The sequence below is a fragment of the Lysinibacillus contaminans genome (assembly GCF_001278945.1).
In the GTDB taxonomy this organism is placed as follows: Bacteria; Bacillota; Bacilli; order Bacillales_A; family Planococcaceae; genus Lysinibacillus; species Lysinibacillus contaminans.
The window spans coordinates 428,016-446,999 of sequence record NZ_LGRV01000003.1 but is presented as its reverse complement, the minus strand read 5'-3'; the positions used below and the strand labels follow the sequence as shown (position 1 = coordinate 446,999).

14 protein-coding genes, 1 pseudogene and 1 other annotated feature are annotated in these 18,984 nt (G+C 38.7%); of the genes and pseudogenes, 4 read left to right on the top strand and 11 right to left on the bottom strand.

The window, feature by feature from the left end; translation table 11 throughout:
- Positions 1-6: 6 nt before the first annotated feature.
- Positions 7-2,325: a single-stranded-DNA-specific exonuclease RecJ gene (gene recJ, locus AEA09_RS04510; protein ID WP_053582699.1), complete on the bottom strand. Its 2,319-nt coding sequence runs from the start codon at positions 2,323-2,325 to the stop codon at positions 7-9.
- A gap of 420 nt (positions 2,326-2,745) precedes the next feature.
- Here recJ and AEA09_RS04505 point away from each other — a divergent pair, with 420 nt between their 5' ends.
- Together AEA09_RS04505 and AEA09_RS04500 are read left to right on the top strand one after the other, a co-directional pair.
- Positions 2,746-3,540, top strand: coding sequence for a MerR family transcriptional regulator (locus AEA09_RS04505; protein ID WP_053582698.1), 795 nt, complete (start codon positions 2,746-2,748; stop codon positions 3,538-3,540).
- Positions 3,541-3,649: 109 nt separating this feature from the next.
- Positions 3,650-4,482: pseudogene (locus tag AEA09_RS04500) on the top strand (lysostaphin resistance A-like protein).
- A 211-nt stretch (positions 4,483-4,693) separates the two neighbouring features.
- Here AEA09_RS04500 and trpA read toward each other — a convergent pair.
- From trpA to AEA09_RS04470, 6 genes are read right to left on the bottom strand one after another with little or no spacing between them, the layout of a single operon-like run.
- Positions 4,694-5,485: a tryptophan synthase subunit alpha gene (trpA, locus tag AEA09_RS04495; RefSeq protein ID WP_053582697.1), complete on the bottom strand. Its 792-nt coding sequence runs from the start codon at positions 5,483-5,485 to the stop codon at positions 4,694-4,696.
- On the bottom strand, positions 5,485-6,693 hold the full coding sequence (gene trpB, locus AEA09_RS04490; protein WP_082332563.1) for a tryptophan synthase subunit beta: 1,209 nt from the start codon (positions 6,691-6,693) through the stop codon (positions 5,485-5,487). The genes trpA and trpB overlap by 1 nt, the downstream gene beginning before the upstream one ends.
- Complete coding sequence (locus AEA09_RS04485) at positions 6,690-7,307, bottom strand: phosphoribosylanthranilate isomerase (protein WP_053582696.1); 618 nt, start codon at positions 7,305-7,307, stop codon at positions 6,690-6,692. The genes trpB and AEA09_RS04485 overlap by 4 nt, the downstream gene beginning before the upstream one ends.
- Positions 7,304-8,095, bottom strand: a complete 792-nt coding sequence (gene trpC, locus AEA09_RS04480; RefSeq protein WP_053582695.1) for an indole-3-glycerol phosphate synthase TrpC — start codon at positions 8,093-8,095, stop codon at positions 7,304-7,306. Before trpC ends, AEA09_RS04485 begins: the two co-directional genes overlap by 4 nt.
- Positions 8,092-9,123 carry an anthranilate phosphoribosyltransferase gene (gene trpD / locus AEA09_RS04475; protein WP_053582694.1) on the bottom strand — a complete coding sequence of 344 codons (1,032 nt, stop codon included), beginning with the start codon at positions 9,121-9,123 and terminating at the stop codon, positions 8,092-8,094. The genes trpC and trpD overlap by 4 nt, the downstream gene beginning before the upstream one ends.
- Positions 9,123-10,496: a chorismate-binding protein gene (locus AEA09_RS04470; protein ID WP_053582693.1), complete on the bottom strand. Its 1,374-nt coding sequence runs from the start codon at positions 10,494-10,496 to the stop codon at positions 9,123-9,125. The genes trpD and AEA09_RS04470 overlap by 1 nt, the downstream gene beginning before the upstream one ends.
- Before the next feature lie 118 nt (positions 10,497-10,614).
- Positions 10,615-10,831: a binding site (T-box leader), on the bottom strand.
- A gap of 337 nt (positions 10,832-11,168) precedes the next feature.
- Here AEA09_RS04470 and AEA09_RS04465 point away from each other — a divergent pair.
- Positions 11,169-12,854 carry a methyl-accepting chemotaxis protein gene (locus AEA09_RS04465; RefSeq protein WP_053582692.1) on the top strand — a complete coding sequence of 562 codons (1,686 nt, stop codon included), beginning with the start codon at positions 11,169-11,171 and terminating at the stop codon, positions 12,852-12,854.
- Between the two features lie 587 nt (positions 12,855-13,441).
- Here AEA09_RS04465 and secDF read toward each other — a convergent pair.
- Positions 13,442-15,709 carry a protein translocase subunit SecDF gene (gene secDF, locus AEA09_RS04460; RefSeq protein WP_053582691.1) on the bottom strand — a complete coding sequence of 756 codons (2,268 nt, stop codon included), beginning with the start codon at positions 15,707-15,709 and terminating at the stop codon, positions 13,442-13,444.
- A gap of 301 nt (positions 15,710-16,010) precedes the next feature.
- Positions 16,011-16,319, bottom strand: coding sequence for a post-transcriptional regulator (locus tag AEA09_RS04455; protein WP_053582690.1), 309 nt, complete (start codon positions 16,317-16,319; stop codon positions 16,011-16,013).
- Between the two features lie 93 nt (positions 16,320-16,412).
- Between AEA09_RS04455 and AEA09_RS04450 the strand changes: the two genes are divergently transcribed.
- A complete protein-coding gene (locus AEA09_RS04450; protein ID WP_053582689.1) occupies positions 16,413-17,930 on the top strand; it encodes a putative polysaccharide biosynthesis protein in 1,518 nt (505 codons plus the stop codon).
- On the opposite strand, the gene AEA09_RS04445 is transcribed toward AEA09_RS04450, so the two are convergent.
- On the bottom strand, positions 17,927-18,562 hold the full coding sequence (locus AEA09_RS04445) for a DUF421 domain-containing protein (RefSeq protein WP_053582688.1): 636 nt from the start codon (positions 18,560-18,562) through the stop codon (positions 17,927-17,929). The two genes, AEA09_RS04450 and AEA09_RS04445, sit on opposite strands and share 4 nt — an antisense overlap.
- A 97-nt stretch (positions 18,563-18,659) precedes the next feature.
- Complete coding sequence (gene yajC / locus AEA09_RS04440) at positions 18,660-18,935, bottom strand: preprotein translocase subunit YajC (protein ID WP_053582687.1); 276 nt, start codon at positions 18,933-18,935, stop codon at positions 18,660-18,662.
- Positions 18,936-18,984 lie beyond the last annotated feature (49 nt).

The following is an 18,984-nucleotide window of genomic DNA, read 5'->3' as shown; positions in this document are numbered from 1 at the left end:
ACCTGTTTAGTCTAACCGTTCATCAAACCATTGCTTTAGTTCTATATAAGGAGCATAAACAAGTTTTTGCTCCATATCAATCTGTTCGGAACGTTGTTTGTATGACGGTGCATCGGATAGCGCTTGTTTTGGCACATTCTCGTTGACAGTCGTCAGTCCATTCTCCATTCTAACAAAATCCAACTCAAAAAACACCTGTGACATAAATTTTAATGCATCAAGTGGCCAACCTGTATGCTTAGCAAGGTCATCTAAATGCACATTCAATGGAAATGAAGGGCGTTTTTTCAAAAATTTATAATACCAGCTAAATTGATCGCGCGTTGGCATGCCATTGAAATACTGCGAATCTGGCATATAAAAATGTGCATAAATACGCGAAGGCGCTGTTTTTTTCAATACGTTTTCTAACAGTTGAACATTTAACGGCAAATCGAGTAAGACGATAAAATTCGCTTGCTCCACATTTGATAGGGTCTCATCAACATGCAAAATTGGAACACCCAAAAGCGATTGATAATATGTAATCGTTTCAGGGCGAAATGCTAAAAATACAGCTTCTTCCTTTGGCACTGTATTGAGCCAACGAGACGTTTGGCGAATACCACGAATATCGAATAACTGCCACTCAGTCGTTTGTACATCCTCAATCATAAACTGTGGCTTTTTACGACCTTGCCATTCATTGATTTGAAGATCCCCAATAAACGATACTTTAATACCATACGATAGTTCATCATGTAGATGTCCTTTATTAAACCCAACACTATCCAATTTTTCAAAGCCATCTGTTAATTCCATTTTAATATGATTTTCTGCAGCACCTATTTTACGCATGGATGCAATTTCTACGTTTTCTAGCACATACACTGGTTTCGGGAAATCCGTACCAAATGGGCCTAGCTTTGCAATTTCTTCAATTGCATCTGTTGAAATTTCATCAATTTTTAGTGGAATATCAATGTTTAGTACCGGCGTTAATTGTTCCTCAGTTAAACAAGCCCTAGCCTGTGCATCAAGTCGTGTGCGCAGTTCATCGACATGTTCTAGCGGCAAAGTCATTCCCGCTGCCATTGGGTGACCACCAAAATGCGGCAAAATATCACGGTTTTTTGCTAACTCATTGTATAGATGGAATCCTTCAATACTACGAGCCGAACCTTTTGCAGTCCCTTTTTCAGGGTCTAGCGATAACACGATTGTCGGGCGATAATATAACTCGACGAGACGTGATGCAACAATGCCAACTACACCAGGATTCCAGCCCTCGCCTGCAACGACTAATACAAGTGAATTCTGGATTTTTTCATCCGCTTCAATCATTGCTGTCGCCTGCTCTGTAATAGCCTTCACTATATCTTTACGTTCGGTATTACTAGCATTCAACTTTTTAGCAAGTGCTGTAGCCTTTGTAGCATCTTCTGCCATCAGTAATCCCACACCTGGCGCCGCTTCACCGAGGCGACCAACTGCATTTAAGCGTGGACCAAAGTAAAAGCCGATTGTTTCTTCATTGATTTTTGACTGATCTGCACTTGAGACCTCGCACATTGCTTGTACCCATGGACTAAGCGAGCGTTGCATTTCTTCAATACCACGCTTTACTAAATAGCGATTTTCATCGACCATTGGCACTAAATCTGCAACCGTACCAATTGCTACAAATTCTAATAAATGGACTGGTAATTCACCATATAAGGCATGCGCCAGCTTAAACGCTACACCAACACCCGCAAGCTCGCCAAATGGATAATGTCCCTTAGGCATACGCGGATGTAGGATGACATCAGCTGGTGGTAATTCCTCGCCTGGCTCATGGTGATCGGTCACGATGACATCCATGCCAAGCTCCTTCGCCACACGAATTGGCTCTACACCAGAAATACCATTATCGACCGTGATAATCAGCTGCACACCTTCTGCATGTGCCTCACGGAATAATTCCTCACTCGGGCCATAGCCATGTAAAAAACGATTCGGAATTTTAAACGACACATCCGCACCAAGATCGAGTAACACATGCAACATAACTGTCGTACTCGTCACGCCGTCCGCATCATAATCTCCATATACTAAAATTTTCTCTCCATTTTCAAGTGCCTGCTCAATACGTGCCACCGCTTCAGCCATACCATGCATAAGATATGGATCATGAATATTTGCTTCCGTCATATTTAATATGCTTTCTGCTTGCGCTGATGTTTCACAGCCACGTGCTGCTAAAATTTTCGCCGCAATGGCCGAAAGCTGTAAGTCATTTTGTAATTGTTGGACAAGTTGTTCGTCAGGACGTTCTACTTGCCACCTTTTTTTCGGTTGAATCATTTTTTCACTTCCTCACGAAGCATATTATACCGAAAATGAAGAAGACACGCACTATCCTTCAATTTTCACGGCAACTTCCATCACTTTGCCAAGTCGATCTGTCTACAAAGAAAAAATCTATTCTTACTCTGCAACATTAATGAAAAGTAATTGTACATGAAGATTTTTTCCCCACTATAGTACTTCGAGGTATTAGCTAATGTAGGCTTTAATTTCCCGTACAACCTTCTACTATTTCCCAGTATAATAATTGTAAGAATATTTCAGCATTCAATAATTTAAAGAATGGGCAGGTTGGAGGAATGTAAAAGCTATGATGCCTAACTTAGTAATTATAATAAAACTTATATTATTGTTTTTTGACGTACCGATAATATGAAACATCATAAAGAATATATAGTAATGATAAAGGAGAGTATAATGTACACAATTGGACAAGTCGCAAAATTTTTAGGTGTATCTAGAGATACCTTAAAATTTTATGAAGAAAAGGAATTAGTAAAGCCTAAGCAAAATATTGAGAATGGGTATAGAAAATATAATCATTTTGATATATATGATATAACAACAGTAAATTTCTATAGAGAAATTGATATTGAAATTAAAAAAATCCAGGAATTAAGAAAAAGCAAGAGTATAGAGGGCATAAAATCATTATTAGAAGAGAAAGAACAAGTTGTTTTAGAGGAAATAGAATATAAAAAGCTTCTTTTAAAAAAGATTCAGATCGTAAAAAAAGATTGTGAAAAAATCAAACAATCCTTAGGAGAATATACAGTAAAAGAAATGAAGCCTTTAGAAATAAAAGGAGAAATAGAACATTTTACTGCGTATGATGAATATGAAACTCTAAAAAAGAGCACAGACAGCTTAAAAAAAGCAGTTACCCTAACATCTATAAGAAGAGTCATACGTTTCAATGAAGAAGGAATTATAAAAGATAAGTTTATAATTGTAAGAAAAGTAGAAGCACTTGATAAAGAAGTAGAAGGTGAAATTCTATCTCATCCAAAATGTATTTATACAGTTATTGAAAATGGAAGATGGTCAACTGGTGGAAAAAATATTGATCATAACGTGGAAGCTAGTTTAAGAAAAATAGCACTAGAAAAAGGGTATGAACTTTTGGGGCTAGTTTATATAAATCTACTACTTACCACTTATGAAGAAGGACTTGAACGTGTATTTTTAGAAATTTATGCACCTATAAAATAATGTAGATATGTATTGACCTGTGAGTAACTCCTAGGTTTAAGCTGAAGGTATTAGTAAATATGAGCATTATTATATTTATGAAATATTTTGTTTGAAACGGGGATTATGCATGAATGGAGAAAAGAAACTAAAAAAACCAGTAGCAAGTTTTATTTTACTAACCAATATCATTTTTTTACCCCTTTTTTTCTTGTAGGAACCACACACATGTTGGGATTTCCTACATGGGTCATTGATGTAATGTTCTGTATAGCAGCTTGGTCTTCAACTTTTTCTTTTGCAGTGCTGTTTAAAAAGATCTATCCTGAGCAGAGTTTTATACAATTTGTAAAAGAGAAATTCAAGCATAAACTCAAATTTTCTGTCATTCTTACTGCAAGTATGATTCAAACTTTCATATTTTTGTTGATTTTGATGATTTTATCTAATAATAGTGAAGCAGATTCTATTTTTACTGTTTCTTCATGGGGAATGCTAATTTATTTCTTTTTAAAAAGCCTTCTTTCTGGGCCACTAGGAGAAGAACTAGGGTGGAGAGGTTTCGCTCAAATTGAGCTTCAAAAGAAGCATTCATCATTAAAAGCTTCGATAATCATTGGATTTTGGTGGGGTATTTGGCACCTACCCATATGGTTTACTACAGGGCTTGCAGGCATTGGTTTAATCAAATATATACTATTCTTTATGATTGCAATCATGTCTACTAATATCGTCATGACAGCCTTTTATAACTTAAATCAGAATTTAATTATTCCAATTATCATCCACCAATTTTTTAATCTTTTTATTGGCTTAATAAACGGGAAATTAATAGATTTAATCATGTATAACGCAATTTTTTATTTAGTAGTAGCAGTTTTAATCATCATTATAAATCCAAAGAAAGTTTTGTATGGAAAGGAAAATACAAATATTATTAATGAAAAGCACTATATGATTTAGCATTCGTTTGTACAGCTATACACTTCAACTATCGGGAACGTCTGAACAAGGTTTAATAAAATTATCAAACTTTTTTATAAAGAAATGAATCGAGTACATTAAATAAGAACTAGACTTTTTGATTAGTCTAGTTCTGTATGAAAAATGCAACATTTTAGTAAGTCATTGTATATCAAATGTATTTTGAAAACTATTGATTTTTAATAAAACGTTAAAGAGTAGACTTCTCTAGCACACCTTTTGAGGCAGCGACTAACGCTTCCACTTTGGCAAAATCACCTTCATGTAATGCTGTAACAATCGTACTGCCCACGATCACACCATCTCCAAGCGCACCCATACTCACCACTTGCTCAGGTGTGGAGATTCCAAAGCCTGCAAGGACAGGAATCGGACTTGCCTCGCACAACCTTGCAAAATGCCCCTCTAAATCATTGGCAAAACTTGCACGTGCCCCTGTAATTCCATTAACCGTCACCGCATAGACAAAACCTTGACTTGCCGCAGCGATTTTTGCAATGCGTTCAGGTGGACTTGTTAATGATACAAGTTGCACAATATCCACGCCTTGTGGATTTAATGTTTCCCGTAATATGTCACTTTCTTCAAGTGGCACATCTGGTACGATTAATCCTTTAACCCCACCTGCCGCACAAGCAATCCCAAACGCCTCTAAGCCATATGCTAATACTGGATTAAAATATGTCATCACAACAAGTGGCACCGTTATGTCTTCACGGAAAAATGCTAGCTCTGCTAATACGTTTCGCAGCGTTACACCTTTCGCTAAAGCACGTTCACCAGCCTGTTCAATCGTCGGACCATCTGCCACAGGATCTGTAAACGGAATACCTACTTCAATTGCAGTCACACCGATTGCTTGCAGTTTTAAAATTGTTGGCTTTAATGTCTCAAGACCGCCATCACCTGCCATAATATACGGCACAAATGCTTTATGGCCCGCTTCTTTTACTTTAAGAATTGCCTGCTGTAATGTTGTCATTATGCCTCACCTCCAAGAACTGCACGCACCGTATGTACGTCTTTATCGCCACGACCAGATAAGCACACAACAATGACTTCATCCGCTGTCATTGTTTTCGCTAACTTCGCTGTATACGCAATCGCATGAGAACTTTCTAACGCAGGTAAAATACCTTCAGTACGACAAAGTAATTGCAATCCTTCAAGTGCCTCACTATCTGTAATTGAGTCAAATTTCGCACGACCGATATCATGTAAATAACAATGCTCCGGACCCTTCCCTGGATAATCAAGCCCTGCTGAAATCGAGTGTGCTTCTTGCACAAAGCCATTTTCATCCTGCAATAAATACATGTACGCACCATGCAGAACACCCAACTGACCTCCAGCAATCGCCGCAGCATGTTTACCTGAATCAAGCCCACTTCCTGCCGCCTCTACGCCGTACAATGCCACTTCTTCATCATCAACAAATGGATGGAACATACCAATTGCGTTACTACCTCCACCTATACAAGCAACAACTGCCTCTGGTAAACGGCCTTCCTTTTCAAGTATTTGTGCTCTTGTCTCTACTCCAATCACACGTTGGAAGTCACGCACAATTTTTGGGAATGGATGAGGCCCTAATGCAGAACCTAAAATATAATGTGTATCCTCAACATTCGTCACCCAGTAACGCAGTGCTGCATTTACAGCATCCTTTAATGTTTTCGAGCCACTTTCCACCGACACTACTTTTGTACCAAGTAGCTCCATACGGAAAACATTTAACTGTTGGCGTTTAATATCCTCTGCCCCCATAAAGACGACACATTCTAAATTTAATAGCGCACAAGCTGTCGCTGTTGCTACACCGTGTTGACCTGCCCCTGTTTCTGCAACGATTTTCTTCTTGCCCATACGTTTTGCAAGTAGAGCTTGCCCAATTGCATTATTAATTTTATGGGCACCTGTATGATTTAAATCTTCGCGCTTTAAGTAAATTTTTGCACCACCGAGTTCCTTCGTTAAGTTCTCTGCGAAGTACAACGGTGTTTCACGCCCTACATAATCTTTTAAGTAATAATTCAGTTCATCCGTAAACGCTTTGTCCGCCATTGCCAGATCATAAGCTTCTTCTAACTCTATAAGTGCAGTCATTAATGTTTCTGGTACATATTGTCCACCAAATTTACCGTAGCGTCCCTCTTTTGTTGGCACGCTATTTGCTATTGTATTCGTCATTTCACTCTCTCCTTCTTTGCTGCCTGTAAAAACTCCTCAATCTTATCTATATCCTTGACCCCATCCGTTTCCACGCCACTTGACACATCCACCATAAACGGATCAACGAGCAACACAGCCTCTTCGATATTTTCTAGTTTCAAGCCACCCGCTAAAATAAGTTTTTCTTTTGGAATACCTGCCGTTTCCAGTAACGTCCAGTCAAATGTATGGCCACTACCACCTTTAAAATCTGTTCCTGGTGCATCAAATAAATAATAATCAACATCGTACTGCATAGCCGCCTGTACATCCTTAGCAGAGTGCACTGACAACGCCTTAATCGCTGGATAGCCTTGCTCACGAATAAAGTCTGGCGTCTCCTCTCCGTGATACTGCACGTAATCTAGAGGCACACCTTCCACTGCTGCTCGAAGCTCCTCTGCTGTCGGATTGACAAACACACCAATTTTCAATACCCCTTCTGGCACATGCTTTGCCAGTTCGTGTGCCTGATTAATTGACACTAGTCGCTTGCTCGGTGCAAAGACAAAACCAATAGCATCTGCCCCAGCACTTACCGCTGCTTTCACATGTTGTTCTTCCTTTAACCCGCATATCTTTACCTTTGTCATATGGATAGGCCTACTTTACTTACTTGCAAACTTTTCAGCGCTGTCCCTGCATCGCCACTACGCATTAATGACTCTCCGACTAATACTGCACTTGCACCCATCGCTGCGACAGTTTTCGCATCGTCACTCGTCCAAATACCACTCTCACTAATAAGTACACGTTCCTCTCCGAACGGGAAAGCATCGGCAATTTCTCGTGTACGCTCTAAGCTCACTTCAAATGTACGTAAATCTCGGTTATTGACTCCAATCAGCTTTGCTCCTACCGCAACTGCACGTTTTAGCTCTTTTACATCATGTACTTCCACTAATACTTCAAGGCCTAAGCTTGTTGCATAGCCATATAAATCACGCAGTGCCTCGTCTTCTAACGCCGCAACAATGAGTAAAACAATCGATGCGCCAGAAGCTTTGGCAAAACGAATTTGCACTCGATCTATCATGAAATCTTTACAAAGAAGTGGTGTTGGTACAGCATTTGCTACTGCCGTTAGATCATCAAATGACCCTTTGAAAAATTCTTTGTCTGTTAGTACAGAAATCGCAGCAGCACCCGCTTTTGCATAGATTTTCGCCTGCGCCACCGGGTCTGCCCCTTCAGCTATCAATCCCTTTGACGGTGAAGCGCGCTTCATTTCTGAAATGACCTGTAATGTATCTGATTTTCGTAATGTCTCGAAAAGTGACACTCGCTGTTTTTCTGTATGATTTGCTAATGGATCTGGCTGTTCAAGAAGTGCTCCCACTTCTATTTTTTTTTGTTCAAGAATTTTCGTTAAAATATTCATAACCCTACCTCCAATTCTTTAATTTTTTCACTGTAGGCAACAACTGCCTCTAATTTTTCAAGTGCGCGTCCACTATAAATACTGTCTTTTGCCATGTCGACACCTTCTTTGACTGTGAGTGCTTTGCCGTGTCCAAATAATCCTATACCCGCATTAAGCAACACGGTATCTAAATATGCACTTTGCTCACCTGCTAACAACTTACGCATAATGATGGCATTTTCGTCTGCGTTGCCTCCACGAATTGCCTCTAGTGGTGCATAGCTTAATCCCGCATCTTCTGCTGTTAGTGAGAATGGAATTAAATCACCTTTGTCGACTAAAACAAATGTATTTTGACCCGCTAGCGATGCCTCGTCTAAGCCTTGCGGACCCGAGACTACCAACGCACGTTCACGGCCAAGCATTTGCAAAACGGATGCATACTCCATTACAAAATTCGGACGATTAATGCCCGTAAACTGCGTAGCTAGTGGCACCGGATTTGTTAATGGACCTACTAAATTGAAGATCGTCGGCTTACCTAGCGCACGTCGGACTTCACCGATGCGCTTTAATTTCGGATGAACATTAGGTGCATATAAGAACGCAATGCCCTCTTGTTCTAGTAGTTCAATTGTTTGTTCAATCGTTATATTCGTATGAATCCCAAGTGCTTCTAACACGTCTGAACTGCCAGAAGCAGACGAAATTTTGCGGTTACCGTGCTTCGCCATTTTAACGCCTGCACCTGCTAACACGAACGCGGATGTCGTACTGATGTTAAACGTATTTAAACCGTCGCCACCTGTACCGCAATTGTCCATATAGACTCCCGCTTTTGCTGGCACATCTAGCGCAAAGGAGCGCATGACAACAGCCAGTGCTGCTACTTCATGAGCTGTTTCACCCTTTGCCGATAGAGCAGTTAAAAAGCTCGCTATATCATCTTTCGGTGTCTCTTCTTGAAACATCCACTTTGCAGCTTCTAACATCTCCTCATACATTAAGTGCTCATTCAGTTGTACTTTTTGGCGTATTGCTTCCATTAATTTACGCTCCCTTCATCTTGTAGCAGTTGTAAAAATAGCTGTTCCTCTTCAGCTACTTGTTCGACCATTTCTTCAACATTTGTATCTTTTGTTACCGTCACAGCTGTTTGCATGTGAAGTGTTTCTTTTTCGACGACGATTGATTTACCCGTTAAAGCGAAATCTAGATGACCGTTAAAGCCTATAAAACCAATTGCTCCACCAAATATTCCAGCTGTTTGAGCTGTTTCCTCTAAATACGCCATCGCCTGCTCTTTCGGTATACCTGTTAATGAAAGAGCTGGTAATGCTGCTTTTAACACGTCTAACGCATGTAGCATCGGCAATATTTTTCCTTCTAAGTGTGATGTCATATACAATGCTTGTTTCGAACGCTCAATACGCATCGCATCAATAATTTGAAGTGAATCTCTGAAGCAAACCGACTGTAGTTCATGCTGTACAGCTGTCACCAATGCTGTATGTGATTTTCTTGCCCGAACATTTTCAAATAGCTTACGTTCATTTTCAAGATCCTCTGCATTCGTAAGACCACGCTTATACGTTCCTTCTGTTGGCGAAGCAATGACGCTATCACCCTTTACTCGAATTAAACTTTCCGGTGAAGTTCCCATTAAAATATGGTCATCGAATGTCACATAGTACATATAGGGGGCTGGATTTTTTTTACGTAACTTGCGATAAAGTGCAAAGGTATCCCCCTCTAAGTTCGCTAAAAATCGCTTCGACAATACAACGCGTGCATTTTCACCGTCCAGTACTTCTTTTACTTTCACCAATGCCGCCTCAAATTGTTCCATAGATGTCGATTCAAGCGGTTGATACACACATGTCGTATCCTCACCTTCATTTGCTGTTAACAGTTGCTCTGCAAGTTCTTCAAGGTTTGGCTCCTTTTTCTCCGCATCAATGTTCGTATGAATAAGCGTCACTTCATCTGTCACATGGTCGAACACCACAATCGTTTCATACACATGGAAATGGACATCTGGTAGTTGTAGCTGTTCATGTTTAGCTGTAAATGAAGAGGCCGCTCCGTAACCAACATAGCCTACAGCCCCCCCAGAAAACGGAAACTGTATCGTGTTTGAAACACGTGGCATTAAGCGTTTTAGCAGTACAAACAAATCACCTTTATGTGTATAGATCTGGCCTGTTTTATAAGAGAATTCCTGTATTTCATCACCTATACCTTTATACGTTTTACGGGGATTCGCACCTATAAATGAAAAGCGACCAGCACCTTCATGTTGCGCAGAACTTTCAAGTAAAAATTTATGTTGTCCTTGAAGACGTCTAAAAATTAAGATCGGTGTTAGTGAATCTCCATTAATTGTTTTCATCTTTGTTCTTGAACTCGTTGATTGCATAATTACCAAACTCCTTTTTCGAAATTTGAATTCGTTGGAGGCTTTAATTTTACCTTCCAGCATTTGAACGTTTACGTAAACAATAAAAAAGCCCCCTGCAAATAGGAATTTCCTAATTGCAGAGGACGATTTTGACCGCGTTGCCACCTCAAATTAGAGCAATATTGCTCTCACTTATGTGCATAAATGCACTCCCTATAACGTAGGAACACGTTTGCTAAAATGGTATTAGCAACTCTCATAAGTCCATTCACATAAGCTACAAATCAGTTCACACCAACCACTGACTCTCTTTTTTGCACACTTACGCTACTACTCTTATTCAACAATTTCTCAGCTATTCTCGTCTACACTCTGCTCATCTGTTCTAAGGATGATCTCGCTCCCGAGACCTTCTACCTTTTTCCGAACGAAAAGTTAGACTTATTCTATGCTAATCTATTAGAATTGTCAATCAATTATTAGGAAAACATGATTTATGTAACAACTAGTCATTTGCATACTTATTCTAGTAAATCGACATGCATAAAACCTAACTATAATTTATTTCCTACTAAATATATTTCTTCCGTATTACTTTGTCGTTTTTCTAGCATTGACCAACTAAATATATCAAGCTATATTAATTTTAGAACTATAATTTACCAATAAACATAGAAGGTAGGATTACTAATGTCTGTTCGCAAAAAATTAAATATTGGCTTTATTTCACTTACACTTTTCCTATTAGTTTCTAGTATCATTTCATTCATTCAATTTAAAGCAATCGAGGGTAATCTAGAGGAGGTTCTCGACCAACGTATTGTACAGATACAGTTAACTGATGAAATTCAGCAGGCAGTTGCCTCACATGGGATGTTTTTACGTGCGTATATTTTAGATGAAAATTCTTCTAACGAACAAAAATTAAAAGAGTACGAAGTAAAACTGACAGAAACCATTAATAAGCTTTCTGGTATGGTCCGCTCTGATTTGACAACAAAAATTATGCAACAAATCGATTTGTTACATAAGGATTTGTTAATTAACTCTAACAAGGCTGTTCAAGCATTTAATAATAACGATATTGACCTTGCGTTATCCTATATAAATGGTGAAGTGATGAAAGATAACAGTGAGATTTATTCACTTACTACTGAGTTAAGGGATTACCAAAATGAACAGCTATCTAAAATTGATCAAACCGCTAAAAATACTGTGTCGCGGGCAATTGTTATTTCACTTGTTATGCTCGTTTTAAGTGCGATTGTCGGCCTTTATTTTATGTACTTTGTGAAAAATTCAATCGTTATGCCACTTCGCAAAGTAATTGCTGCTGCTGACACATTAGCACAAGGTGATTTAACAACAGCCAATGTCGACCACTCGTCAAAAGATGAAATTGGCACGCTAGCAACAGCAGTGAATACGTTAAAACAAAATTTATATGCTCTGGTACAAAATGTACAGGACAGTGCTTCACACCTATCAGCTGCCTCTGAAGAGCTAACAGCAAGTACTGAGGAAGTAACAGCAACTTCGACTGAAGTCACTCAGCGTGTACAAGAAACAGCAACACATCTATCTTCTTCTGCAACCGCATCACAACAAAGTGCTATTGCCATGGACGAAACATCTGCTGGCGTGCAACGAATTGCTGAAGCTACTCAAAGCTTACATCAAAATGCTATTAACATGACAAATACAGCTAGTGATGGTGGTCAAACAGTCGATACAGCCAAGCAACAAATGACGACTATTTCTGAATCGACTAGTCGCATCGCGGATCTAACACAGAAGCTAAGTAAGCAATCTGAAGAAATTGGACAAATTACGAAAGTGATTACTGCGATTACAGACCAAACAAATCTGCTTGCCCTAAATGCAGCGATTGAAGCTGCTCGTGCTGGTGAGCATGGGAAAGGCTTTGCAGTTGTCGCAGATGAAGTAAGAAAGCTTGCCGAAGAATCAAATCAATCAGCTGGCCAAATCGTCGCTCTAACGAATGAAATCCAAGCGGATACCCGGAATGTAGCAGCAGCAGTGAATGAAGGGCTTACTTCTGTAAAAGATGGGGTCATTATGATTAACAATGCTGGTGATGCCTTCTATTCCATTACGACATCCATTCGCTCCTTTACGGATCAGATTGAAGATATTTCTGCAACATCTCAACAAATTTCAGCAAGTGCAGAGGAGGTTGCCGCTTCTGTTACAGAAATTGCAGGTAGTGCAGGAATTTCAGCAGACAACGCACAAATAATTGCAGTAGCTATCGACGAGCAATCTTCTACAATGCAAGAAGTTAATGCTGTCGCAGTTGAATTAAGCGAGAGCGCTCAACAACTCCAATCTTTACTCCAACGTTTTAAAGTATAAAAAGCAACGCCCACATTTTCACAATGTGGGCACTTTTTCATATTCGTTTGCGTTATTTTTCAATACTTACTTTACCAAAGACACCAATTCCCAAATATCCTTCCAAAACAAATAGAAGTGATAAGTTTGGAGAGCCTTTTGCTCCTTACTATTTACTATAGTAAAAGTCCAACTGCTCGTCGCGGAAGTCATTACCGATAATTTGTTATTACAAATAAATTATACTAAATAGAATATCTTTACACTAACAGCCTGTAAAACAATATGAAGGTTATTTCTCAGTAGTTGGGAGTATCAGGCTTACTAAGGACAATATGATTTGTTAGCCATAAAATATAAATAACTCCTACATATTGAAGTACAGGTATTATTGGATTTATTAAGCTCTCTAATCCCAAAAATACTGCACAAAATGCTTGAATCCCCATATCAAAACCACTTTACTTAACATCAAAAGATCAATCTGTATTTTCGCTTAGATTAATCATTAGCGTCAATCCTAAATAACTATATAGACGAATATATTTATTCGGTAAACAAAAAAGAAACCTTGCCCACAATATGGAAGCAAGGTTTCTCAAATAATTTTATACAAGTGGCTCGTCTGAACCCCATTGTTTTTTCTCTTTTTTAATCAGTTTACCATCTGTTTTTTTCATCTCACGAATTTTGAGTGTGTACCAGATTTGTGCTGCGATACAGATAGAAGAATAAATACCTGTAATTAAACCAACTAATAATGCGATCGAGAAGTTTTGGATAGATGGTGCACCAAAAATAAGCAATGCCACAACAACGATGATAACAGTTAACACTGTATTCACCGAACGTCCCATCGTTTGACGAAGTGATTTATTGACAATATTCGCCAGTACTTCGCGGTCCGTAATCACATCATGTTGACTTAAGTTTTCACGCATACGGTCAAATGTTACGATTGTATCATTGATAGAGTAACCGACAATCGTCAGTACAGCGGCAATAAACGTAATATCCACTTCTAGACGGAAGAAACTGAATACCGCTACGATTAGGAATACGTCATGTAGTAAGGACACGATTGCCCCAACACCCATGCGCCATTCGAAACGAACAGCTACGTAAACAATAATACCTAGTGCTGCGAGAGCTAGTGCATAAATTGCATTTTTCACTAGTTCTTTTCCGACAGTCGCAGATACTGCACTTACAGTAGGTTCATGACCGTAATCTTTTCCAACGACTTTTTTGAATTTTATAATATCATCTTGTGATAAGTCGTCTTTATAGCGAACAACCGCTGTCTTTTTTTCTTCACCAGAAAGAACAATATCCTCTGAAGGGAAGTCAATGCTATCTAGATATTGTGAAACTTCTTCTTTAGTTAATGTTTCATCTGCTAAAATCTCAACACGTGTACCACTTGAGAAGTCGATACCGAGATTTAGGCGGAACACACCAAGAACCACAAGACCTGCCACTAATATCGTTAGTGAAAGCGCATAGAATTTTTTACGATTGTGCACAAAGTCAAAGCGGTCAAATTTTGTTGATAAATTTAATGCACCAATATTTTCATCTAAACTATGTTGCTTCGAACGTGGAATACCGAACCAAGCTGGATTGTCGAAGTAACCGCTGTTGACAAGTAGACCTTGTAACACACGAGAACCCCAAACAGCCGTTAAAAAGCTGAGTAAAATACTAATGATTAACATTGTTGCGAACCCTTTAACAGAGCTTGTCCCATAGAAGTATAGCACTGCTGCTGCTAATAATGTAGTTAATTGCGCATCAACAATCGCTGATAATGATTGTTTCGATCCTAATTGGAACGCTTGTTTTGCTGAGTGACCAACACGTAGTTCCTCACGAATACGCTCAGCTGCAAGAATATTGGCATCCACTGCCATCCCAATACCAAGTACGATAGCTGCGATACCCGGTAGTGTTAATACCCCATTGATCCAGTCAAATACGACCAGTACTAGGAACGTGAATACTGATAATGTAATAATCGAGATAAAACCAGGTAAGCGATAATAAAATAGCATAAAGATAAAGATTAATGCTACCCCGACAATACTTGCAAAAATCGTACTTTTCAGCGCTTGGTCACCAAATTGTGCCCCTACTGAAGTAGAATAAGTTTCTTCAAGTTTTACTGGTAAGGCCCCTGCATTTAGAATATCTGCTAAATTTTTTGTTTCTTCAACTGTGAAGTTACCACTAATCATAACGTCCGTTGTATTTAATGTTTGGGTTACTGTTGCAGCTGATGCATAGCGAGGTTTCGCTTTTTGTGATTCTGCTTTATACGAATCGACACCCTCTTCAAAGTCTAACCAAACCACAAGTAAATTTTGACCAGCTGGTTTTGCCGCAATTTTACTAGTAATATCCGCAAACTTTTTCGCATCTTTTAATGTTAACGAGACGATTGGAAGATTTTGTTGGTCAAATGAAGCACTTGCACCGTTTGCCTTTAAATCATCACCATCTAATAATAAATTATCGTCGACATCACGGAATGTTAAATTCGCTGATGTAGATAATAGTTCACGTGCCGTTTCTTGGTCTTCGACACCTGCTAATTGAACACGAATACGATTTTCGCCTTCAACTTCAATGTGGGGCTCACTTACACCCATCTTATTAACGCGCTCACCAAGGGCCGTTGCGGTTGCTGTCACAACCTCAGGCGTAATTTTTTGACCTTCTTTTAATTCTGATACTTCATAAAGAACCTCAAAACCGCCTTGTAGATCAAGACCAAGCTTAATGTCCTTTAAGACGCCTCCTACAGTCGTACTAATGGTAGCTGTAAAGATTACCAAAAGCAGTACGAATGCAACAATACGACTTCTTAATTTCATTTATAAATCCTCCTCGAATAGGTGTAAGTCATGAACTTACACTACAAACAAGTATATTAGCCAAACCTTTTGAAGCGATTATTCCTCCTTTTCTTTTAGAATAATGGTGCCTGTGCTTCAAAAGATTGCTTCACTTATTTCACTCGTTCAATAACGCGCAAGTATGTACAGCTCGTTTTTTTAATAATGCTTGTACATATTAAAAAAGCGCAACATAACTATTATGAAACACGTTGCGCTTGGTGTCAATTCAACACTCGTAGTATTCTTTTATTCTTTCGAAATTTCTACATATTTATTCTTAGTGTTTAGTGGGTCCTAGTAAAAATTGTAGCTCCTCCGCATTAATATCTGCAAACCAATTATCTTTTTGTAAAAACTCTACTTGATTAAAGGACACAATGTCGGATGGCGATACATTAAAAACCGTTGCAACAATTTCATAAAGATGTAGCTGTTCGACATCTTTCTTTCGCCATTTCTTTTCTACACAAAAACGCCATAGCTCCTCGGCAGTAATCGTATTGTATTGATAATATTTAAATTCCTCAATTTTAGTATCTATAGCCGGACGGATTTTTTCAAATAGTTGTGCATGTTGCATACTCATTTTGAATCATCTCCAATCAAAGTTGTATCGAAAGAAGTGTTTGCATACAAATAGTGTAAATGAATTTTTGCGGCTTGAGAAGGGACGGATGGCATGAGTTCTTTTGTACGAGGTACATTGTTTTTAATGTTTGTGATCTTTTTATCGAAACTTTTTGGCTTCTTTTATAGAATGCAGTTTATGCGCATTGCTGGAGAAGAGGCAGTCGGTATTTATATGACCGCCTATCCTGCGTTTATTTTTTTCCTCTCGCTCATTCAACTCGGACTACCTATCGCTGTAGCGAAAATCGTTGCCGAGCTGCTTGCGCAAAATAAACGTGAAAATATTCTTGGCGTTATGCGTACAGCAATACTTTGGTCATTTATCGGTATGATCGTTTTTATGCCACTACTCGCACTTACTATTCCATTCATCTCTACTACTCTTTTACATAATGAACAAACGACATATACGCTATGGATTGCACTCTTCGCCGTGCCTGTCGCTGTTGGATCTGGCTTACTGCGCGCCTACTTACAGGGCGTCGCAAAAATTTCACCAACAGCATGGGCACAAATGATTGAACAAGCTGTACGTATTGGTTTTATTACCTTTATGCTACCTTTTGTTGCTAGCTATAATAATGCTGCAGTTACTGCTGCTTCTGCGATGGGTATTACATTACTAGCGGAAGTCGTTGCTTTCTTGTATTTATGGCTTCACTACACTGTTTCTAAAAAGAGACTATTAACGCGAAAAGGCGAAGTACAATCTTATCCAGCTACACCTATGCTTCGAATTGCCATCCCATCAGCTGGGAGTAAATTATTCGGTTCGTTCACTTGGTTTTTAGAGCCGATTATATTTTTAAAAGCTTTAACAATGGCAGGCTTATCGGCATCTGCGGCGACCATATTATACGGCGTAATATCAGGTGTATTAGTACCGTTACTCCTATTTCCAGCATTTGTATCTGTCGCACTTTCTATCGTGTTAATTCCGGCAGTCAGTGATGCTGTCGCACGCAAGCACAATGCTCTTTTACAGGAGCGTGTTTCCGTTTCATTGCGCTTGTCTTCACTCGTCGGTTGTGTTGCTGCCACATATTTTTTCATTCACGGCGACGAACTTGCAGTGAATCTTTTCCACTTAGATGAAAATCGTGGCTATATAAAAATTTTGGCACCTATTTTTTATTTTTATTATATTCAAAGTCCTTTGCACTCCATTTTACAAGCCATTGGGGAAGCAAGAGCTGCGATGATGAATTCAATTTACGGTGGGTTAGGTAAATTATTTGTCATGTTCGTTCTTGCCTCACAACCTGGCATTCAAGAAAAGGGAGCAGTTGTTGCCATTGGTTTTGGCGTGTTAATGACATCATTTTTGCATATCGCTACTGTTCGTCAACGTAAAAATTTACGCGCTGGTTTTCGCATGTTTGTTGTGCCATACAGCTGCTTTATTGCCGTTTGTATTGCCCAGTATTTTTTGATGCAAATCATGCCTCTACCATTTATTTTAAGTAGCTGTGTCACGTTATTTTTACTCTTTACGTTTTTACTCGTATCCAATCAACTGCGCTTTTCTGATTTACGCTATATCCGCAAGCTGGCAAAACGTGTTTAATGCTCTTTCAATTGTACATGAAGCTTATTGTCCTCCAATATACAAAAAAAGACTGTACTAGGATCTTTCACATTTTGTTTCGCTAACTCTGCTAATAACCAATCTACATCTTTATGCAAAATCGTTAAATGTCTTTCTTGAACATCACCATCGACAATAAGGGGATAGACAAAGGCTTTCTCATCCTTTTTATAGACGGACAGATTGCCAGAGGGCTCTAAATAGGCATATGCAATCTCTGATACAGAACCGACGCCATTTTCTCGTAGTTGCTGGCATAAATCGTCTAAATTATAACGTTGCTTGCGCATTTCATGTTCAAAAATCACACCGTCTCGTACAAGTAGTACGGGATCGCCGTCAATTAAATCACGAATTTTTTTATTCTTTAATGATAAATAAGCACTCAAAATCTGAATGATTAACAAAATAATCATCGGTAGAATGGAATCAAACAACGGATTTTCTAAATCATCGAGTGCAAAAGATGCAACTTCTGCGATAATTACAAAAATAACTAAATCCATGACCGATAATTCGCCTACTTCTCGTTTACCCATTAAACGAAAAATCACTAAAATTAGCACATATAAAAAACACGTCCGAAATATAATGATTAAATAATCTTCCATACAGGCACCCCCATACTATCAAGGTGACCTTACTCATCATTTTTTATACAAAAAAAGACTTACAACATGTTCATACATATCGTAAGTCTTTTCATTATTATTTCTTTAATAAGTCGTCATTAACAATACGGCCGATTGCTTGACGATCGAATTTCACACGTACATTATCAGCAATGTTTAATGTTACAACTGTATCCTCGATTGTATCTACAACACCGTGTAAGCCACCGATTGTAACAATCTTATCTCCACGTTGCAGACTGCTTTGCATATTTTGTGTTTCCTGCTGTCTTTTTTTAGCAGGGCGGATTAAAATAAACCACATCGCAACGAACATCAATAAAATTGGTAATAAACCTAATAATTGATCCACAGTTCTTGCCCCCTTTCTATTTCACACTTTCTTAGTATAGACCATTCTA